This is a genomic window from Anabaena azotica SJ-1 (assembly GCF_047275885.1).
GTDB lineage: Bacteria > Cyanobacteriota > Cyanobacteriia > Cyanobacteriales > Nostocaceae > Trichormus_B > Trichormus_B azotica_A.
In genome coordinates, this window is sequence record NZ_CP178454.1 from 3,799,892 (window position 1) to 3,819,123 (window position 19,232).

Annotated in this window: 19 protein-coding genes; 8 read left to right on the plus strand and 11 right to left on the minus strand. The window is 39.4% G+C overall.

The features are described from left to right. Positions 1-490 precede the first annotated feature (490 nt). Complete coding sequence (locus ACLLO5_RS16640; protein WP_413176214.1) at positions 491-757, plus strand: hypothetical protein; 267 nt, start codon at positions 491-493, stop codon at positions 755-757. A 233-nt stretch (positions 758-990) separates the two neighbouring features. On the opposite strand, the gene argH is transcribed toward ACLLO5_RS16640, so the two are convergent. From argH to trmD, 8 genes are all read right to left on the minus strand, one after another. After that, the gene (argH, locus tag ACLLO5_RS16645) at positions 991-2,382 is read right to left on the minus strand and encodes an argininosuccinate lyase (protein ID WP_413171609.1); all 1,392 of its coding nucleotides are present in this window, start codon (positions 2,380-2,382) and stop codon (positions 991-993) included. An 84-nt stretch (positions 2,383-2,466) separates the two neighbouring features. Beyond that, positions 2,467-2,709: a hypothetical protein gene (locus ACLLO5_RS16650; protein ID WP_413171610.1), complete on the minus strand. Its 243-nt coding sequence runs from the start codon at positions 2,707-2,709 to the stop codon at positions 2,467-2,469. A gap of 102 nt (positions 2,710-2,811) precedes the next feature. Continuing rightward, on the minus strand, positions 2,812-3,597 hold the full coding sequence (gene larB, locus ACLLO5_RS16655) for a nickel pincer cofactor biosynthesis protein LarB (protein WP_413171611.1): 786 nt from the start codon (positions 3,595-3,597) through the stop codon (positions 2,812-2,814). 139 nt (positions 3,598-3,736) lie between these two features. After that, complete coding sequence (locus ACLLO5_RS16660; protein WP_413171612.1) at positions 3,737-5,524, minus strand: ABC transporter substrate-binding protein; 1,788 nt, start codon at positions 5,522-5,524, stop codon at positions 3,737-3,739. Between the two features lie 25 nt (positions 5,525-5,549). Continuing rightward, the gene (locus ACLLO5_RS16665) at positions 5,550-6,182 is read right to left on the minus strand and encodes a PIN domain-containing protein (protein ID WP_413171613.1); all 633 of its coding nucleotides are present in this window, start codon (positions 6,180-6,182) and stop codon (positions 5,550-5,552) included. A gap of 44 nt (positions 6,183-6,226) precedes the next feature. Next, the gene (locus ACLLO5_RS16670) at positions 6,227-6,697 is read right to left on the minus strand and encodes a type I restriction enzyme HsdR N-terminal domain-containing protein (RefSeq protein ID WP_413171614.1); all 471 of its coding nucleotides are present in this window, start codon (positions 6,695-6,697) and stop codon (positions 6,227-6,229) included. Between the two features lie 34 nt (positions 6,698-6,731). Next, positions 6,732-7,214, minus strand: a complete 483-nt coding sequence (gene ispF / locus ACLLO5_RS16675; RefSeq protein WP_413176113.1) for a 2-C-methyl-D-erythritol 2,4-cyclodiphosphate synthase — start codon at positions 7,212-7,214, stop codon at positions 6,732-6,734. Positions 7,215-7,266: 52 nt separating this feature from the next. Further along, entirely contained in the window at positions 7,267-7,977 is a 711-nt protein-coding gene (gene trmD, locus ACLLO5_RS16680) for a tRNA (guanosine(37)-N1)-methyltransferase TrmD (RefSeq protein ID WP_413171615.1), read from the minus strand. Positions 7,978-8,621: 644 nt separating this feature from the next. Between trmD and ACLLO5_RS16685 the strand changes: the two genes are divergently transcribed. The 3 genes from ACLLO5_RS16685 to ACLLO5_RS16695 all read left to right on the plus strand — a co-directional run bounded on the left by ACLLO5_RS16685 (position 8,622) and on the right by ACLLO5_RS16695 (position 13,093). Further along, positions 8,622-9,485, plus strand: a complete 864-nt coding sequence (locus ACLLO5_RS16685) for a cyanophycinase (RefSeq protein WP_413171616.1) — start codon at positions 8,622-8,624, stop codon at positions 9,483-9,485. Between the two features lie 172 nt (positions 9,486-9,657). Further along, positions 9,658-12,360, plus strand: coding sequence for a cyanophycin synthetase (cphA, locus tag ACLLO5_RS16690; RefSeq protein ID WP_413176114.1), 2,703 nt, complete (start codon positions 9,658-9,660; stop codon positions 12,358-12,360). Positions 12,361-12,616: 256 nt separating this feature from the next. After that, positions 12,617-13,093: a hypothetical protein gene (locus ACLLO5_RS16695; RefSeq protein WP_413171617.1), complete on the plus strand. Its 477-nt coding sequence runs from the start codon at positions 12,617-12,619 to the stop codon at positions 13,091-13,093. A 98-nt stretch (positions 13,094-13,191) separates the two neighbouring features. Here the strand turns inward: ACLLO5_RS16695 and tatA are convergent, their stop codons facing one another. After that, positions 13,192-13,359 (minus strand): twin-arginine translocase TatA/TatE family subunit, encoded by a 168-nt coding sequence (gene tatA / locus ACLLO5_RS16700; RefSeq protein WP_413171618.1) that lies wholly within the window; start codon positions 13,357-13,359, stop codon positions 13,192-13,194. Positions 13,360-13,398: 39 nt separating this feature from the next. Next, positions 13,399-14,796, minus strand: coding sequence for a serine/threonine protein kinase (locus ACLLO5_RS16705; protein ID WP_413171619.1), 1,398 nt, complete (start codon positions 14,794-14,796; stop codon positions 13,399-13,401). A 177-nt stretch (positions 14,797-14,973) separates the two neighbouring features. Between ACLLO5_RS16705 and cbiT the strand changes: the two genes are divergently transcribed. Further along, a complete protein-coding gene (gene cbiT, locus ACLLO5_RS16710) occupies positions 14,974-15,576 on the plus strand; it encodes a precorrin-6Y C5,15-methyltransferase subunit CbiT (protein WP_413171620.1) in 603 nt (200 codons plus the stop codon). A 64-nt stretch (positions 15,577-15,640) separates the two neighbouring features. Beyond that, positions 15,641-16,513, plus strand: a complete 873-nt coding sequence (locus ACLLO5_RS16715) for a phosphatidate cytidylyltransferase (RefSeq protein ID WP_413171621.1) — start codon at positions 15,641-15,643, stop codon at positions 16,511-16,513. Positions 16,514-16,579: 66 nt separating this feature from the next. On the opposite strand, the gene ACLLO5_RS16720 is transcribed toward ACLLO5_RS16715, so the two are convergent. Continuing rightward, positions 16,580-17,293, minus strand: a complete 714-nt coding sequence (locus tag ACLLO5_RS16720; RefSeq protein WP_413171622.1) for a DUF2993 domain-containing protein — start codon at positions 17,291-17,293, stop codon at positions 16,580-16,582. Positions 17,294-17,477: 184 nt separating this feature from the next. Here ACLLO5_RS16720 and ACLLO5_RS16725 point away from each other — a divergent pair, with 184 nt between their 5' ends. Both ACLLO5_RS16725 and ACLLO5_RS16730 read left to right on the plus strand, forming a co-directional pair. Continuing rightward, positions 17,478-18,242, plus strand: a complete 765-nt coding sequence (locus ACLLO5_RS16725; protein ID WP_413171623.1) for a pseudouridine synthase — start codon at positions 17,478-17,480, stop codon at positions 18,240-18,242. Between the two features lie 27 nt (positions 18,243-18,269). After that, on the plus strand, positions 18,270-19,073 hold the full coding sequence (locus ACLLO5_RS16730; RefSeq protein WP_413171624.1) for a helix-turn-helix domain-containing protein: 804 nt from the start codon (positions 18,270-18,272) through the stop codon (positions 19,071-19,073). Positions 19,074-19,232: the final 159 nt, after the last annotated feature.

Consider the following 19,232-nt stretch of genomic DNA (forward strand, 5'->3'; position numbering starts at 1 on the left):
ATTCAGACATCAAAAAGGATCTATAAATCCCTAATTCCTGGCTTGTGTTTTCCTTCCCACTGGGAATAAAATTGATAACTCATACTTTTTAAGTATTCCCCGATTTTAAACACTATGAGCTTGATTCACAGCAATAATCAATACTAGGGTTGTTAACTACATTCCGGTTGAATTGCTAAAAAGCGCAGTGTTTAAATTACCAAGTTTTGAACTTCTACATGAGTGCTGGCTTCAGATCCCCAAATTTTAAAAGAATTCGGGGTTCTGGTTATGAAAAATTATTTACTGTAGCTATAAACATAAATGAATGCCAATATAGCTTGACAGCAACTATGTGAGTACGCTATAATAGTATGCTGTTTAAAGTGTTAATGTTTACTGCACTAGGCGCAAAGTAATCCCGACAGCTTTATACTTTAGGGATTGGGTTTTTTAGTTAGCCCCATCGGTTATATCCGATTAACTTAAGGCATGAGATAAATGAATATCTATGCTTTTTGGAACTATATTAATAAAATCGGTAGCTGATATTACCGAGAAATGCCTAGATGTGGATTTTTTGTTGTTTATTCATGAGGTGAATATGGCCAAGCGCCGCAACCCGAAAAAAGAAAAGGCGCTACGGAACCAGGCTTATGCCAGAAAGTTTCGTAAACGGACTACGACAGGAAGAATGCAAAGAAGGTTCCAACAAAGACCACCGAAGAGTGAAGAAGATGAAGGAACAGGCGCAGCAGCAATGGACGCTGCTGAATAATTTGACTGTTTAAATATTTACTCTTGTGTAGCAGTCAGCATTCAGCTTTTGATAAACCTTAGATAATCAAGAGTTGGGAATTTGAGCTTGCCCTAATTACCCTGACAACTGCTATATTAATTTTGTATATTTGGGCGTACATCTATCTAGTATTTGTACGCCTTTATTTATTTTTGAGTCAGGAGTCAGGAAGAAAGCCCTCTTATTTGATGTCCTGACTACATTAGCGGTTGCTATAATTCAGCACTGACTTGAGTACGGGCTGCAAGAAGAGCTTGGCGAACTTGTGCAAAACCAGTACCACCGTGACTGTTGCGGGCTGCAACTACTTGACGGGGGGATATGGCTTCATAAATATCGGCTGCAAATGCTGGGTGTATTTGTTGCCATTCTTCTATGGTTAAGTCTTTGAGTAGTTTACCTGCGGCTATGCTGGTTTTTACTACTTTACCTACAAGGTTGTAAGCTTCGCGGAAGGGTACTCCTCGTGCTGCTAAATAGTCTGCGACATCGGTAGCGTTAGAAAAGTCTTCTGTGACTGCTTGTGCTAGTCGCTGGGGACGAAATTCTAAGCCTTCTCTCAACAAAATGGTCATGGCTTCTAGACAGGCTTTGACTGTATTGACGCTGTCAAATATGCCTTCTTTGTCTTCTTGTAGGTCTTTGTTATATGCCAGGGGTAGCCCTTTCATAATGACTAACATTGCTTGGAGATGACCAAAAACACGCCCGGTTTTCCCTCGTACTAATTCTGGCACGTCGGGATTTTTCTTTTGGGGCATGATGCTAGAACCTGTGGCACAGCTATCTTTGAGGGTGACAAAGCGGAATTCTTCTGATGACCAGAGAATGACTTCTTCTGAGAGTCGGCTGAGATGAACCATGATAATGCTGGCTGCACACAGAAATTCGATGGCAAAGTCGCGATCGCTCACTCCATCCAAGCTATTAGCATAAATTTGATCAAAATGCAATAATTTGGCGGTGTAATGCCGGTCAATGGGAAAAGTTGTTCCCGCTAACGCACCACAACCCAAGGGAGAAATATTCACTCGTTGAGAAACGTCTCCTAAGCGTTCCAAGTCTCGTTGTGCCATCTGAAAGTATGCCAGGAGGTGGTGCGCTAAACTGAGAGGCTGGGCGCGTTGCAGGTGGGTATAGCCAGGAATCAGGGTTTCAATGTTTTTTTCAGCTATGTCAAGTAAGACGCTTTGAAATTCCCGTAAATGCTGGCGAATTTGCTGGATTTGGTCGCGTAAGTAGAGTCTAGTATCAGTTCCTACTTGGTCATTACGAGAACGGGCGGTATGTAGCTTTTTCCCGACATCACCAACAATTTCTGTAAGTCGCTTTTCAACGGCAAAATGTACGTCTTCAGCATCAATACCAGGCTGAAATTTGCCTTGTTGGTATTCTTGCCGAATTTGCTCTAAACCTGTAACTAATTGCTTTCCTTCTTCTGGGGAAATAATCCCTGTATGAGCCAACATTTGAGCATGAGCTTGAGAACCAGTGATATCATACTCTATGAGTTCAATGTCAAAACTTATACTAGCATTAAAACGTGCGATCGCTGGATGTAGTGCAGATTCAAACCGCTGGCTCCAAGTTTGTTTTTCGGTCATAAATTAGAAGGAAGAGTAATAAATCAACTTAAGATTTCAGATTTTGAATCAATATCAATCCAAAATCTAAAATCTAAAATCTATTTAACCGTAACTGGTTAAACCCTTGAGAAGATAGCCAACAATCATACCAATCAACATCGCCCAAATTTGACCTGTTTTGACAAAATTATTCCAAGTACGTTGCATTTGACCTAAAAGATCCGCATCTTTAACGTTAGTGTAATCACCAACTAGGAAAAAATGAGTATGGTCACTAATGGGAAAACTGAGATGGAAGTGCAGGTTGCCTAAGAGGGAAAATACCGTATCATTCAAATGTTCCATAATTTTATGCCCAAAGAGTTGATATAGAATTCCCAAAAATGATAGTAACTAATCTCAGATCAAATAACCGTAATTATACACAGTATTTACTTTATTAGCTGATTAACTTTGAGATGCCAAGCGTAACTTTTCTGAAGTCCGCAAAATTTGTCCTGCTAAAATTGCTGCACCAAAGCCGTTATCTATATTAACTACACCTACACCAGCGGCACAAGAGTTAAGCATTGTCAATAAAGGAGCTAAACCAGAAAAACTTGCACCATAACCGATGCTGGTAGGAACAGCAATCACGGGACAATCTACTAAACCTGCTACCACACTAGGTAAAGCTCCTTCCATCCCTGCAACAACAATTAACACGGATGATGACTCTAGTAAGTGCCGGTTACTAAGTAAACGGTGAATTCCGGCTACACCTACATCCCAAAGACGGTGGACACGAAAACCGGAAAGTTCTGCTGTAACTGCGGCTTCTTCCGCTACAGGTAAATCAGCCGTACCCGCAGAGAGAATACCGATTTGTCCAGGGAATTTGATTTCAATTTCTGGGGGTGCTATGGCACAAATGCGTGCAAATTCGTAGTATTGTAGACCTCTAACTTTTTTTTGCAGTTCAGCGTAAACTGATGGTTCAATTCGGGTAGCCATAACTACCGAATTACGCTGACGCATCACTGTCATGATTTGTACAATTTGATCAATAGTTTTACCTTGTCCCCAAATCACTTCTGGGAAACCGGTTCTTAATTGACGATGGTTATCTATTTTGGCAAACTCACCTACAGATTCATAAGATAAGTCTTTGAGTGAGTTTAAGGCTATATCTGGGGTAATTTTACCATTAGCAACCGCTTCCAGGAGCGATCGCAAAGCTTCAGGTTGAGACATTCAATTTTAGATTTTAGATTTTGGATTTTGGATTTTGGACTTTAGATTTTGGATTTTGGATTGATATTTTGGTAAAGCTTAATTGGTGAAATGCGGACTATTCCCTTCTTACTGTCACCTGTCACCTATCACCTGTCACCTACTTTGTAATTTTAATTTCATGAATATTCCAGAAAGGACCACCCAAAGCAGAAAATTTAATTCCTTGAAAACGGTTGCGGACTGCGGAAAGAGAATAGGAATTTACTAAATAAATAAATGGTAAATTTTCCTGGGTTAATTGTTGACTTTCAGCATAAATTTCTTTCACTTTTGCTTCATCAAATTCCTGTGCGCCTTGAATATAAAGTTCATGAATCTTCGCTTCCCAAGGTGCAACTTTCCAGCCTTCTATTGGCTTTTGTCCAGGTTGGGGTTTTTGATTAAACATATGTAGCCCCCCTTCAGGAGACCACACATTAGCCCCATCATTTGGTTCTAATCCACCAGTTAAACCGAGTAAAGAAGCTTCCCAATCTAAAGTGTTAGATAGCTTATCTATAAAAGTATTCCACGCTAAAGGAGTAAAATCAACTTGGATACCAATTTTACTCAAGTCCTGTTTAATTTGTGAACCCATTGCTTCACGAATCTTATTACCAGCATTGGTAAGTAAAGCAAACCTAACACGGTTTCCTTGATCATCTTCTAACTGATTTTGATCATTGTATTTAAACCCAGCTTTGAGTAATAATTCCTTAGCTTTTTCGGGATTATAGTTATAAACTTTTAGTCCTGCTTCTGGAGAAAGGTAATAGGGACTCTGTACAGAAATGGGTGAATCTTGCGGTTTACCCAAACCACGAAATGTATTATTAATCATGGTTTGTCTATCAATTGCATAAGCCACAGCTTGGCGAAAATCTACATTATTAAACCAACGTGATTTAATGGGGTCTATCAGTGGTTTACCATTTCTTGACCCTTGATTCAAATTAAAAACTACAAAACTTGTACTTGTAGATGGACCTCCATTATAAATTTGGAAATTACCTTGTTTTTCTTGTACCTTTAATAAAGAAAAATAGTCTGGTGCTACCCCCACAGCATCTAAACCACCAGAACGAAATTGTAACAAAGAAGTATCTGTTGATTCGACAATTTGCCAAACAATCCTTTCAATATAAGGTTGGGGTTTACCTTGAGCGTCTTTACGCCAATAATAGGGATTACGCCGAAAAATTATCCGTTGACTGGTATCATAACGTTCTAGTTTATAAGGCCCATTAACAATAATTTGCTCAGGTGGTGTATCCACACCCCACATTGTCAGAAATTTCGGTTTACCATCTTGATCTTTTGTTTTTACTGATTCTCTTAATACATGAGCAGGTAAAATAGCAGCACCAGCACTTTGTAAGAATGGTCTAAAAGGTTCGGGTACGCTAAATTCTACCCTTCTATTATCAACTTTTTTCACAGATGGTAATTTGCGCTCTTTACCAATTCTCAAAATATCTCTAACATCAGTGGGTATGTCTTCATTTAGATAAATATTGTTATAGGTAAAGACGACATCATCTACTGTTAATGGTTGACCATCTGACCATTTTAAATTATCCTTTAAAGTGAATGTTATTTTTAATTTATCATCAGAAACTTCCCAGGATTCAGCTAAATTTGGTTCTAGTTCACCAGTGAGTGGATTTTGATTGAGTAATCCCTCATAAGTATAACCGAAAATATTAGGAGATTCGGAACTAAGTGCATAGTTAAAGGTTTTGGGATCGCTGAGAATACTAGTTACTAATTGCGGTACTTCTTGACTGGCATTACTTTTGAAATTTCTGGGATTACAACCTGTAATTGATAATGTTGTAAAGGAGAAGATAGTGATGATTAATAAAAAGCGTTTTGTGTGGTTGAGAATGTTTTTAATAAATGCCATAATTTATTGACCTAAAATAATTAAATTATAATGATTGAGACTCTAACCAACCCAGAAAATGCTTGGTATTGCTAAAGTATTGTATACCTGCTCTATTTAAAATTTGTGTCACATTCTCATTCTGTTTCCCAAAGTCCTTAGTGTTACCACTTATGAAGACTTTTTGCTCGCTAGGATGCTGATTTGCATGATCAAGAATACTTTGTAAAATCAAGTTGTCCATCAGATCATTTTTGATTAATAAAGTTTCTTTCTCTAGGAAAACTTGTGAGCCAATTTCCTGAATTATATTATTCTGGAAATTTATTGTTTCAGCATTTTCCAGTAGTAAATTTATGATTTCAGAGAAACGGTTTTGGATATCATTTAATAATAGTGTGTTTTCAATAGATGCTTTTTGTAAATGCCGAGAAAAAGATTTAGCGTGAACAGATTTTTGATCACGTATTGATTCGTTAATCTGTTTATCCATTTCTGCTTGAAATTTTAATTGATATTCCTTATCCTTCCTGTATGTATTAATGGCTTCAATATAACAAATAGAAGGTATAGCTATGTTAATTGATGGAGGAGGATTACGAAGCAGTTTTTCTGCTTCTAAGTCTCTTCCTTTGGCAACAGCCATGATAATATTAGTCTCAATGTATAGTATTAGCACCTAGATTTTCCTAATAAAAAGTACGTAAGTGTAAATTATATTATTTAATTTCTGATTCTGTAAGTATGTTCTTCGCCTTCCATTAATGACAACAAGCCAATTTTGGCTACTTCATTATATGCTGGTGGGCTATCTGAATTCCAATGATATGCTAAATCTCTGAGCCAAGATTGAACAAGAGTTTCTAGATGAAAATGAAATATTCTTTTTTGACTAAATTCCGGATCGTAAGTGCTGAGTATATCATTTGTTTTCAAAGATACTGAATCTTTGATATTTTGCTCTTGAGTCAATGAGAAAATATTAATTTCCTCCAAATCAACAAACATACCGAAAGGAATATCTTGATTGACATTCTGTGAATATGTTTTCAATTGAGAAATAGCATTTTGCCTGAAAATAGTTTCAAGTTTTTCAGCTTTTATTTCAACTAATAAAACAACATTTTCATGCCTGTTCTTAAACACAATGTCAGGGAGATATTGTGGAATATTATCAGAAAATTTGATATCCATATCATTGTTTCCTCTAATTCAGTAAATAATTTAACTAATCACCAGTCACTAACAAAACTACAGCATAAGCACAAATACCCTCTTCTCTGCCAGTTGGTCCCAATTTTTCATTAGTAGTAGCTTTGACTCCAACTTGATTGGGTTCTAATTCTAAAACTGCTGCTAATTTCTCCCGCATTTTAGAAATATGGGGTTTTAATTTAGGACGTTCTGCAACTACGACAGAATCAATATTTCCTATTTTCCAACCTTGATCAAGAATTAACTGATGTACTTGTTTCAATAATACAAGACTATCAGCCCCTTTCCATTGGGGATCGGTTGGTGGAAAATAATGACCAATATCGCCTAAAGATAATGCTCCTAACATAGCGTCCATGATGGCGTGGGTGAGGACATCAGCATCACTGTGTCCCAATAAACCCAGTTCATGAGGAATGTGAACACCGCCTAAAATTAAATTGCGATCGCTCACCAATCTGTGAATATCGTACCCGTTACCGATTCTGATGTTCATAGTCAGTTGATAGTTGATAGTTGATAGTTGGTGACTGGTGATTTTCCCCCTGTCACCTGTCACCTGTTCCCTGTTCCCTCTCTTGTTGCCATTTTTCCAGCAAATCGGGACGACGGGAAGCGGTGCGTTCAAGTTGTTGTTGGAAACGCCACCTAGCAATTTCCGCATGGTTTCCACTCAATAACACATCCGGTACTTTCCACCCCCGAAAATTAGCGGGACGAGTGTACTGAGGAAAATCTAACAATCCCTCTTCAAAACTTTCTGCTTTGAGAGATTCCTCCTTACCCACCGTCCCTGGTAGTAAACGTACTACCCCATTCAGTAAAGCCATAGCGGGAATTTCTCCACCAGTCAAAATGAAATCACCCAAAGATACCTCACGAGTTACCAAATTCAGCACCCTATCATCTACCCCTTCATAGTGACCACAAATCACCACCAATTGGTCGTAATTCGTGGACAAATCCCGCAACAGGGGTTGATTGATAGTTTGACCTTGGGGACTCATTAAAATCACATCTCGCCGGGGTAACGATGGTAGCGACTCCACAGCAGCAAAAATTGGTTCAGGCTTCATCAGCATCCCCACACCACCACCGTAAGGTTCATCATCGACCTTACGATGTTTATCCGTGGTAAAGTCCCTGGGGTTAACCAAATTTACCTGAGCAATCTGTTTGGCTAGAGCTTTGCTTAACAGTCCAGAACCGAGAACCGAGCTAAAACAGTCAGGAAAAAGCGTAACTATATCAAAACGCACAGTAATTCGTATTCAATGACACTAATCTGAGATTGGAACATTTAACGTAAATTTCTGGTTAACGTCAGTTGCCAAAAAAGCTAAGAGGTAAAAGGCAGAAGAGTGTTAATTTTTAATTTTTAATTAGTTTCTCCCCTGACACCCTACACCTTACACCCTACACCCTCTTCTTCCCCTTGATCAACAGTATCTAAAATTACCAAAACTCTTGGGTTTTTGGTGCGTTCAAAAATTTTTCTAATTTTTCTAATTACTTAATTTATGTTTAAATATTGTCACAACTAAATTTAAATTAATAATCCAACCCAAGTTAACAACTTCCAGGAGGCATCGTGTGGGTTAACGAAAAAATTGGAACGGCTTGTGCCGAGCCAATCTCCGAAAAGTGTCCTCTCAAAAAAGCAAAGGGCGAAAATCAACAGGCTATTAAACCTTGTTAAATTTACCTGAAGTTGTTGACAGGAGCTAATAACCTGTTGAATGCAACCCCTAAATTTGTACGCCAGGCTCTGGCGGAATTTACGCCCGTGGACAAGAAACCCTCTCCGTGGCTCTGGTGGAAGCGGGAAATAAACAGCAATGTATGGCTTGCGCCACGCTGCGCTATCAGCATTGTATAAGTTTTATGGAGCAGCAGAAACACAATGCAGCAATTAAAAGCTAAATCGCTGGAAATGAGGACACCCCAAGCAACCAAAACCGCCGTTCTAGTTATCGGAGGCGCAGAAGACAAAGTTCACGGACGCGAAATCCTGCGGACTTTTGTTGCTCGTGCTGGTGCTAGTAAGGCGTATATTACAATTATTCCATCCGCCTCCCGCGAACCTGCCATCATCGGTGGTCGGTATATTCGCATTTTTGAAGAAATGGGTGCCCAAAAAGTTGAGATTTTAGACATTCGCGAACGTGAACAATGCGACAATTCTCAAATTAAAGCATCTCTAGAAGCCTGTACTGGTGTCTTTTTAACAGGAGGAGACCAATTACGTCTCTGTGGAGTTCTCTCTGACACAGCCGCAATGGATATTATCCGGCAGCGGGTAAGAGCAGGACAACTAACACTGGCAGGAACTAGTGCAGGTGCAGCGGTAATGGGACATCACATGATAGCCGGTGGTGGGAGTGGTGAAACACCAAATCGTTCCCTAGTCGATATGGCAACGGGTTTAGGATTTATTCCTGAAGTCATAGTGGATCAACATTTCCATAACCGGAATCGCATGGGGAGACTTGTAAGTGCGATCGCAGCACATCCTGACCGTCTAGGCATTGGCATTGATGAAGATACTTGTGCTGTGTTTGAACGCGATGGTTGGTTACAAGTTATGGGTAAAGGCAGTGTTACCATTGTTGACCCCACAGAACTGACTCATACTAACGAACCCCATGTTAGTGCCAATGAACCATTGACAGTGCATAATTTACGCCTACATATCCTCAGTTACGGAGATCGTTTCCATCTTTACCAACGTACTGTTTTACCCGCTGTGCATCGGATCTCCAGCTGACGGGATAGAGTATCTGAGGTTACACTGATTTGACCGCACTTGATTTCTTACTGCCCAAAATATTGGACTAAATACTATCTGAAAAGAAAAAACTGTTCATAACAAACAGTTTAGCGGTCAATTCCAGTAAGAAACTAGAATTTTGGTTCCGAATCTCCATCTACCTATTCCCATGAGAATCCTCAAGATCCAGACCTTACGCGGCCCAAACTACTGGAGCATTCGACGCCATAAGCTGATCGTCATGCGCCTTGATCTAGAAAACCTTGCGGAAACGCCCTCAAATGAAATCCCTGGCTTTTATGAAGGATTAGTTGAGGCACTGCCAAGTCTGGAGGGTCATTATTGCTCTCCTGGCTGTCGTGGTGGTTTTTTGATGCGGGTACGAGAAGGCACTATGATGGGCCATATCGTAGAACACGTGGCCTTAGAACTCCAGGAATTAGCTGGAATGCACGTAGGTTTTGGCCGCACCCGTGAGACTGCCACACCTGGAGTTTACCAGGTAGTGATTGAGTACATAAATGAGGAAGCGGGACGTTATGCAGGACGTGCAGCAGTACGGCTATGTCAAAGTATTGTTGATCGGGGCCGTTATCCCAAGGCAGAACTAGAGCAAGATATCCAAGACCTGAAAGACTTTAGCCGTGAAGCTTCCTTGGGTCCTTCTACAGAAGCGATCATCAAAGAAGCAGAAAAAAGAGGTATTCCCTGGATGCCTCTAGCCGCACGCTTTCTGATTCAGCTAGGCTACGGGGTCAACCAGAAGCGAATGCAGGCAACCATGACCGATAACACAGGCATTCTCGGCGTAGAATTAGCTTGTGACAAAGAAGCTACAAAACGCATTCTCGCGGCTAATGGTGTGCCTGTACCTAGAGGTACGGTAATTAACTTCTTGGATGACTTAGAAGAATCCATTGAGTATGTTGGTGGTTATCCCATAGTCATCAAGCCTTTAGATGGTAATCATGGCCGTGGTATCACCATTGATATCAGAAGTTGGGATGAAGCTGAGGCGGCTTATGAAGCAGCCAGACAAGTTTCCCGTTCAATTATTGTGGAACGCTATTATGTCGGTCGTGACCACCGGGTATTAGTGGTAGATGGTAAAGTTGTCGCCGTAGCGGAACGAGTACCGGCACACGTAATTGGTGATGGCAGATCCTCCATTGCTGAACTGATTACCGAAACCAACCAAGACCCCAATCGCGGCGAAGGACACGATAACGTCCTCACTAAAATTGAACTAGACCGTACCAGCTATCAGCTACTAGAACGGCAAGGTTATACCCTCAATAGCGTACCTCCCAAGGGAACTCTTTGTTATTTACGGGCAACAGCCAATTTAAGTACGGGTGGTAGTGCTGTAGACCGCACCGATGAAATTCACCCAGAAAATGTTTGGTTAGCACAACGGGTAGTGAGAATTATCGGCTTGGATATTGCCGGCTTAGATATTGTCACCACAGATATTAGCCGTCCTCTCAGAGATGTGGATGGTGTCATTGTGGAAGTGAATGCTGCCCCTGGTTTTCGGATGCACGTTGCCCCCAGTCAGGGCATCCCCCGCAACGTTGCTGGTGCAGTGATGGATATGCTGTTTCCCAACGAAAAGCCTAGCCGAATTCCTATCCTCACCGTCACAGGCACCAACGGCAAAACTACTACAACTCGTCTGTTAGCACATATTTATAAGCAAACAAAAAAAGTTGTAGGTTATACCACTACAGATGGCACGTATATCGGGGATTACTTAGTTGAAGCTGGAGACAACACAGGTCCCCAAAGCGCCCATGTCATCCTCCAAGACCCAACTGTAGAAGTAGCGGTATTAGAATCGGCTCGTGGCGGTATTCTCCGTTCTGGCTTAGGTTTTGAATCTGCTAATGTGGGTGTGGTGTTAAATGTTGCCGCAGATCATTTAGGCATCGGCGATATTGATACCATTGAACAATTAGCTAATCTCAAAAGTGTAGTCGCAGAAGCTGTATTCCCTGATGGCTATGCGGTTCTTAATGCCGATGATCACCGCGTTGCGGCGATGGCAGAAAAGACAAAAGCGAATATTGCCTACTTCACTATGAACCCGGATTCGGATTTGGTGCGTAAGCATATCCAAAAAGGAGGCGTGGCAGCAGTTTATGAAAATGGCTATCTGTCAATTGTCAAAGGTGATTGGACACACCGCATAGAAAGAGCAGAAAATATTCCCTTGACAATGGGCGGAAAAGCACCATTTATGATTGCCAATGCTTTAGCCGCAAGTTTGGCAGCTTTTGTGCAGAATGTGACTATTGAGCAAATTCGCGCTGGTTTAAGGACTTTCCGCGCTTCAGTTAGTCAAACGCCAGGACGAATGAATCTGTTCAATTTGGGTAAATACCATGCTTTGGTAGACTATGCCCATAATCCTGCCAGTTATGAAGCTTTGGGTTCTTTTGTCCGCAACTGGACAACTGGACAACGCATTGGTGTAATTGGTGGCCCTGGCGATCGCCGTGACGAAGATTTTGTTACTCTGGGTAAATTATCAGCAGATATCTTTGACTACATCATTGTCAAAGAAGATGATGACACTAGAGGAAGATTGCGCGGTTCGGCTTCAGATTTGATTGTTCAAGGCATTACCCAAGTTAAGCCTAACTCCCGCTTTGAATCAATTCTGGATGAAACCCAAGCCATTAACAAAGCCTTAGATATGGCTCCCGATGGCAGTCTGGTGGTAATTTTACCAGAAAGCGTTAACAGGGCTATTAAGTTAATTAAGGTGCGGGGTGTACAGGAAGAAATACAGCCACAAAACACAACTACTACTATCAACGATTCCCAAAATGGGGTAGCACCTTCTTCCGTGGTTAATACCCTACTTTAATGTCAGGTAGGGATAATTCATGAATTGTCCCTACTAATGATTTTTCTTTGTGTTATTAGTTCGTCTGGTCGTCGGTTTTTTTTTGAGTTATCAATAAATTATTAAATAAATTGATTGTCAGAATCAGGATGTCCATGATTAAAGGATTTGATTGTCAGAATCAGGATGTCCAGGATTAAAGGATTTACAGGATGAAAATGTAAATTTAATTACTAATTACATAAGCTTAGATAACTAGCAACTTAGGTTAATAGTTATGGCACATCTGAAAACCAAAGCCACGACTAAAGACTTAACGCAACGAGAACAATGGAAATGGAACATAGTCAGACCATTATATCAAAAGGGTTTAACTAGATTTGATATTATCAATTTAGTTAAGTTCATTGATAAAATGATGACCTTACCACCACCATTACAAACAGAATTCAACCAGAAATTAGAACAACATGAAAAGGAGTTAAATATGCCTTTCCTAAGCACTATTGAAGAAATGGCAGAAGAACGGGGTGAAGCCAAAGGTGAAATCAAAGGTGCTAGAAAAACCTGCCAAAACAATATTATCAAAATTCTGTCCAACAGATTTAATAATGTTACCAAATTGATGAGCGAGTCTCTCAAAAAAATTGAGGATATAACTATTTTAGAAAAGCTGCTTTTATCAAGTATCAATGTTAATTCCTTGGAGGAATTCCAAAGGTTAATTGATACAGAATTACAGCAAAATCAATGAGATAATGTCCCTGATTTCTTCTTTCATGAGGAAGTCAGGGATTTATCAAAATCCTCATCCTAAAAATCCTGAAATCCTGGACATCCTGATTATGACAACTATGATTGTTCTGAATTATCATCTTCATCAGTCTTTTTAATTCCCTCTTGGAAATTCTTCAAGCTTTTTCCTAACACTCCCCCCAATTCAGGAATTTTCTTCGATCCAAAAATCAAAATAGCAACTACAGCAATTATCGCTACTTCCGGCCATCCTAATCCAAACATATAATTTTCCTCTTGCGTCACTGTTATTGATTATAGAATTTATTCAGTCCTAATTGGTAAATCTAACCAATCACTTAATTCATGTACCAGCCAATCAAGTTCTGATTCAGATATTAACTCATTATCATTACCAAGAATGTATTGTTTATGTTTACCAGCCCAAATGATAATTTTGGCTTTAATTTCTACTGTATTAACTTTTAGGTCTTTATAACCTGCTTTTCTGATTCTTTGCAGTAAACAAATATCTTTTTTTTTCGCTGGTCTGGTAAATTTTATTTTTATCCCAAACAATTCATGTGTTAATGTAATTTGACGTTGATTGATCAATAATCTGATTTTACCAAACAAGCGAAACATGAATTTATATATTAATGTTAATGAGGTAATTAAAAAACCAGATAAAAATATTAATACTAAGGTATCAAATGCTGAACTTTGTATATACAGCAACGCATACAACCAAGTTGCATAACTTAAAACTACACTCCCAAAAAATAAGCCGACTGTAGACAGTTTTAAGCCCACAGGGGGAATGATGATTTCTATGTAATCTTGATCCTTTATTAGCTTAATTTTACTATCAGTTGGTTTTTTAGCAATTAAATTCGTATTTTTTGAAGTTGGTAAAAGAGGTTTTTTTAATGCTTTCAATGCTTCATCCGTAGAATTTAAACGTTTTACTAAACTGGGTTCAGTCATCATTTTTAACCAGGTAGTAAAATTTTCACTTAAATTAGCAATTTCTTCAAACTGAATGCGAAAATCTTTTTCTGGTAAATCTGCGGGATGAGAACCAGTCACTAAATAAATTAATGTTGCCCCTAAACTATAAAGATCAGAAGCGGGAACAGTTCTTCCACCAAATTGTTCCTGTGGCATATAACCATAAGTCCCTACAATAGTTCTTGTTCCTGTTCCTTCTGTGGCTAAAACTGTTTGTACAGAGCCAAAATCTATCAGATAAACTTGACCGACTGTATTACCTGTTCTGTCTCCTAATAATATATTACTAGGCTTAAGATCACGGTGAATTACAGGTGGATTCAGGGTATGTAGATAAACGAGAATTTTGAGGACAGATTTAGCAATTTGTTTAACTTCTGATTCTGTAAACTTGCGTCCACTTTGCAAGTATTGTTCTAGGGTTTTAGCTGGTATATAAGTTTGAATGAGCGCAAAACCTTTAAATTCATCAGAGTTGATTTCAAAATAGTCTAAATAACGCGGTATACAAGGATGAGACAAAGATTTTAAAGTTTCGGCTTCTCGCTCAAATAACTTCAGATCATCCCATTGAAAATCACTACCAAAGGAAAGTAATTTCACAATTACCATTTCTTCAGTTGTTAAGTCTTTTGCCAATAGCGTGCGTCGTCCGGCTTTTTTGCCTAACTGCTTTTGCACTTCATAACGATTTGCTAAGATATTTCCCATAAATTTATCACTTTTTATGAGTTTGCACCCCAGTTGTGATCACAAATCAATCATGGCTCAGTCTGAGGTTAATCTGCAAGTAGGTTGATTTACACCTTTGACTGCGCTAGTCTAAGAATGATATCTGACAAGTGAAATTTTAATTTTTAATTTTTAATTTTTAATTTTTAATTGCTTATGCCTTCCCAACTTTGGCCTTACGTTACCCCTGGTATTCCCGATGAATTATTTGAGAATTTACCAGGTATCCCTTTGAGTCAACGAGAATTGAGGTTATTGTTAATTTCCCAACTACGACTGCAACCAAATTCAGTATTATGGGATATTGGTGCAGGGACAGGTACAATTCCTGTTGAAGTGGGGTTGCTGTGTCCACAGGGACGGGTAATCGCTGTAGAAAGAGATGAAGAAGTGGCTAACCTGATTAAACGCAACTGCGATCGCTTTGAGTTAAAAAATGTGGAAGTTATTGAAGGTAGCGCCCCAGAGTGTTTAGAAAAAATTAAACTGGCTCCACAGCGCGTCTGTATTGAAGGAGGAAAAGCTATACAGGCAATTTTGCAAGCTGTGTGGCATTATTTACCACCATCCGGGCGAGTGGTCGCTACAGCTGCTAATCTAGAAAGTCTGTATGCTATTTCCCAAAGCTTTTCTCAGTTAAGAGCCATAAATATCGAAGTTGTACAGTCTGCTGTTAACCGCTTAGAAACAAAAGGCTTTTCACAAACCTTTGTCGCAGCTGATCCCATTTTTATTCTCAGTGGTGAGAAACTAGATTAAATCTGTTCGGTTTTCGGTTTTGGATGCAATCCAAAATCCAAAATCTAAAATCCAAAATACTATTATGCCTTGGTCTCGAATTATTAGTGGAGTTATTGCGATCGCCCTTGCTTTGTCTTCAACCCTCTTAGGGGGCTGGTACTTTACCATAGCAATTGCGATCGTTGTCTTTTTAGGTCAACAGGAATATTTTAATTTGGTGCGAGCTAGAGGCATATCTCCTGCTGGCAAAACTACTATGTTTGTAAGTCAAGCTCTATTAATAATTTGCACTCTTGATAGTAGTTTAGCGGATGCTGTTATGCCCATAGCTGGTACGCTTATTTGTTTTTACCTGCTATTTCAACCCCAATTTGCCACCATTGCTGATATTTCCGCTTCCATTATGGGGTTATTTTATGTCGGTTATTTGCCTAGTTATTGGGTCAGGTTGCGAAATCTCGACAGCGTAGCCATTAGTAATATCCCTTTAGGTGGTTACTGGCCTGACAACTGGAACGACATTTTAACACAGGGTAATTTAGCTAACTTATCACAAGGTTTAACATACACAATTTTAACTTTTTTATGTATTTGGGCTGCTGATATTGGAGCTTACATTATTGGTAAGTTCTTCGGTAAAACTCGTTTATCAGATATTAGCCCGAAAAAAACTGTAGAAGGTGCCGTATTTGGAATCACAGCCAGCGTTATAGTAGCTTTAGCAGGGGCTTATTTTCTGAATTTGCCTAATTACTTAATCACCGGTTTAGCCTTGGGTTTGTTGATTGGTATTGCCAGTCTTTTAGGTGACTTGACTGAATCTATGTTGAAGCGAGATGCAGGTGTGAAAGATTCAGGACAATTGATACCAGGTCATGGTGGTATATTAGACCGGACTGATAGTTATATTTTTACAGCCCCTTTAGTTTACTACTTTGTAACGCTTTTGGTATAGCAGATGACAGGGAAAAGTTAACAGTAAAGAAACTGATAACTGACAAGTTATCACTAATCAGTGAATTTAGGGATTGACATTAATTCGTCCACGGCATACTAATTGTTTAGATTTGAAAGTTATTTCGTGGAGTTCAACATCTGATCCCAAGTCTAAATTATATCCAGCAGGATTTTCTAAAATTACGGCTTGGTTCTGTTTGATTTGAATCTGAGATAGTTGTAATTCCTGCCCATTGAGTAGCTCTAACCCCGCTGCAAGCTCAAGCAATTTAGGTTGACTTTGGGGTGATAAAACCCCAGATATGATCAAGCGATCATTGTCAAGTGTAATTTCCTGCCAAGAAATAGGCTTGGATTTTTCCCATGCTTCTGGTAATAGTTTTACCAGTACATCATTTAAGGCAGTTGATAATAATGCGGATGTAAGGGAGTCATTAAGATGCTGTTCTTCCACTACCAGTTCAGCCAACACTGGCACAATTTGTGATAGTCGTAGGGACTGACCCTTAAGTATACCTCCAATGTTTATCTGTATATTCTCTGCCAGCATTTGAATGCGTGTAACATGAACACCTTGATAAACTGCATTAGTAGCAAAAATAGACACAGATGGAATACAACCAGAAAGGAGTTGGCGATCGCTTGCGCCAATCTCGACCTCAATCTGAGATACTTGAGTTAGTTGTGTTCTTAGCCAAAGCTTGATGGCTGTGGTGAGAGCTTGAGTAATAAATCGTATTTTCTTACCATTCGTTACTGGAGAACTTTTAGGAGTCATTTAACAACTTGATTTGGTATATTTGCTGAAAAAAATCCGGAAGCTTAACCTATTCTTAAATATAAAACTTATGACTATTAACTACAAAATGAGAAGATGAAATTTTAGGTATTCAATTTAAAAACAGCTAACAGCACATAGATTGACAACTGATAACTGTAATAAAGGAAGAATTAATTTTTACATGGAGGCACGGATACAAAAAATAATTTCTCAATGGGGCATTGCCTCACGTCGCGAAGCTGAAGAGATGATTAAGCGATCGCGAGTGAAGATAAATGGGATTTTGGCACATTTAGGTCAAAAAGTCGATCCCCAAAGAGACACAATTTCCATTGATGGTCAAACAGTCTCTCACAGCCAGCGTCCGTCTTTAATTTATTTGTTACTACATAAACCACCCGGAGTTGTTTCCACCTGTGATGATCCCCAAGGCAGGCCTACTGTTTTGGATTTATTGCCACAAAAATTGCGACATGGTTTAGGTATTCACCCAGTTGGACGCTTGGATTCAGACTCAACAGGGGCATTAATATTAACAAATGATGGGGACTTGACATTTGCGCTAACTCATCCTAGTCATAATATTGCTAAGACATATCATATTGTCGTTAAAGGACATCCCCCAGAAGTAGTTCTAGGGAGGTGGCGTGAAGGTGTATTTCTGGAAGGAAGAAAGACACGACCAGCTAAAGTGCAATTAATTGAATCTTTGGCTCACCAAAGCAAATTAGAAATTATTTTGCAAGAGGGAAGAAATCGCCAGATTCGTCGTGTCGCTGAACAGTTAGGATATCCAGTGATTCAACTGCATCGCACGGCCATAGGTTCAATTCAATTACAAACCCCAAAAGCTGGATTTCTCAGCGTGGGTGACTATCGTCATCTCACCCCGGAGGAGATGATTTTTTTAAAAAAGCAGATAAAGCAGATACCTATTAAAGATTAAGCTGAGTTACGGAGTGTAATCAAAATCATGAAATGGCTAAAAAAGAAAGATGAAAAGCTTAATAAACCATCAATAAAGGAAGAACAGGCGGAAAAATTAGCACAATTGGGTAATAAATTGAGAATTTTGCGTGAACAACAGGGTTTATCCCTAGATGAAATTGTCGGATTAACTAGAATACCTCGCCGACTGCTACACGCAATTGAAGCGGGTGATTTAAACGATTTACCAGAACCAATTTATATTCAGGGTTTAATCAGGCAGTTTGCTGATGCCTTGGGACTAAAGGGAGCCGAATTTGCCAGTAATTTTCCCATTGGTTCTCAACCTGTGAGTTTACAAAACAGATGGAAACCTAAACCTATTACTCAATTGCGTCCTGTGCATCTGTACTTGCTTTACATTTTTGTCATTATCTGCTCTGTCAAAGGCTTATCTCAGTTGCTGAATCAGGCTGCTTTAGAAGCAAATAATAGACAAGATCGACAGCAGGTGCAAAAGAACTCTGATTTAACAACAAATCAACTCCAAGCCAAGAATATGGAGGAGATTCAAGTTGGTAGTAGCATTCCAGAACCTCAAGCAGTAGAGATCGGTGTCACATTGAAGTCATCATCCTGGATTCGTGTTGTTGCTGACGGTAAAACCGAATTTGAGGGGATTCTGCCAAAAGGAACTCATCGCAATTGGAAAGCCACTGAGGAACTGACCGTGAAAACAGATAATGCTGGTGGTGTGTTTATGAGTGTTAATCAACAACAACCGAAGCAAATGGGACAACCAGGCAAGGCGGAAGAAATCAGGATTGCCGCCGCTAAAATTAGGTCGTGAAAGGTGTTGATTTAGTAGGGATTGGGCTAACTAAATAGAAAATTTATCACTCGTGATGCCACAGAATACATAACATTTCTGTTAATTTTTGATGTGATTAATTATACCTACAGTCAAACACCTGTGTTATAGTTGGACACCAACTTAAGTTTAGCCAAT

Excerpts from the sequence above, each read along its gene's own strand:
- ACLLO5_RS16640 (WP_413176214.1), top strand. The coding sequence starts at position 491 with ATGCTTTTTGGAACTATATTAATAAAATCGGTAGCTGATATTACCGAG.
- argH (WP_413171609.1), bottom strand. The coding sequence starts at position 2,382 with ATGACCGAAAAACAAACTTGGAGCCAGCGGTTTGAATCTGCACTACAT.
- ACLLO5_RS16650 (WP_413171610.1), bottom strand. The coding sequence starts at position 2,709 with ATGGAACATTTGAATGATACGGTATTTTCCCTCTTAGGCAACCTGCAC.
- larB (WP_413171611.1), bottom strand. The coding sequence starts at position 3,597 with ATGTCTCAACCTGAAGCTTTGCGATCGCTCCTGGAAGCGGTTGCTAAT.
- ACLLO5_RS16660 (WP_413171612.1), bottom strand. The coding sequence starts at position 5,524 with ATGGCATTTATTAAAAACATTCTCAACCACACAAAACGCTTTTTATTA.
- ACLLO5_RS16670 (WP_413171614.1), bottom strand. The coding sequence starts at position 6,697 with ATGGATATCAAATTTTCTGATAATATTCCACAATATCTCCCTGACATT.
- ispF (WP_413176113.1), bottom strand. The coding sequence starts at position 7,214 with ATGAACATCAGAATCGGTAACGGGTACGATATTCACAGATTGGTGAGC.
- ACLLO5_RS16685 (WP_413171616.1), top strand. The coding sequence starts at position 8,622 with ATGCAGCAATTAAAAGCTAAATCGCTGGAAATGAGGACACCCCAAGCA.
- cphA (WP_413176114.1), top strand. The coding sequence starts at position 9,658 with ATGAGAATCCTCAAGATCCAGACCTTACGCGGCCCAAACTACTGGAGC.
- ACLLO5_RS16695 (WP_413171617.1), top strand. The coding sequence starts at position 12,617 with ATGGCACATCTGAAAACCAAAGCCACGACTAAAGACTTAACGCAACGA.
- tatA (WP_413171618.1), bottom strand. The coding sequence starts at position 13,359 with ATGTTTGGATTAGGATGGCCGGAAGTAGCGATAATTGCTGTAGTTGCT.
- ACLLO5_RS16705 (WP_413171619.1), bottom strand. The coding sequence starts at position 14,796 with ATGGGAAATATCTTAGCAAATCGTTATGAAGTGCAAAAGCAGTTAGGC.
- cbiT (WP_413171620.1), top strand. The coding sequence starts at position 14,974 with ATGCCTTCCCAACTTTGGCCTTACGTTACCCCTGGTATTCCCGATGAA.
- ACLLO5_RS16715 (WP_413171621.1), top strand. The coding sequence starts at position 15,641 with ATGCCTTGGTCTCGAATTATTAGTGGAGTTATTGCGATCGCCCTTGCT.
- ACLLO5_RS16720 (WP_413171622.1), bottom strand. The coding sequence starts at position 17,293 with ATGACTCCTAAAAGTTCTCCAGTAACGAATGGTAAGAAAATACGATTT.
- ACLLO5_RS16725 (WP_413171623.1), top strand. The coding sequence starts at position 17,478 with ATGGAGGCACGGATACAAAAAATAATTTCTCAATGGGGCATTGCCTCA.
- ACLLO5_RS16730 (WP_413171624.1), top strand. The coding sequence starts at position 18,270 with ATGAAATGGCTAAAAAAGAAAGATGAAAAGCTTAATAAACCATCAATA.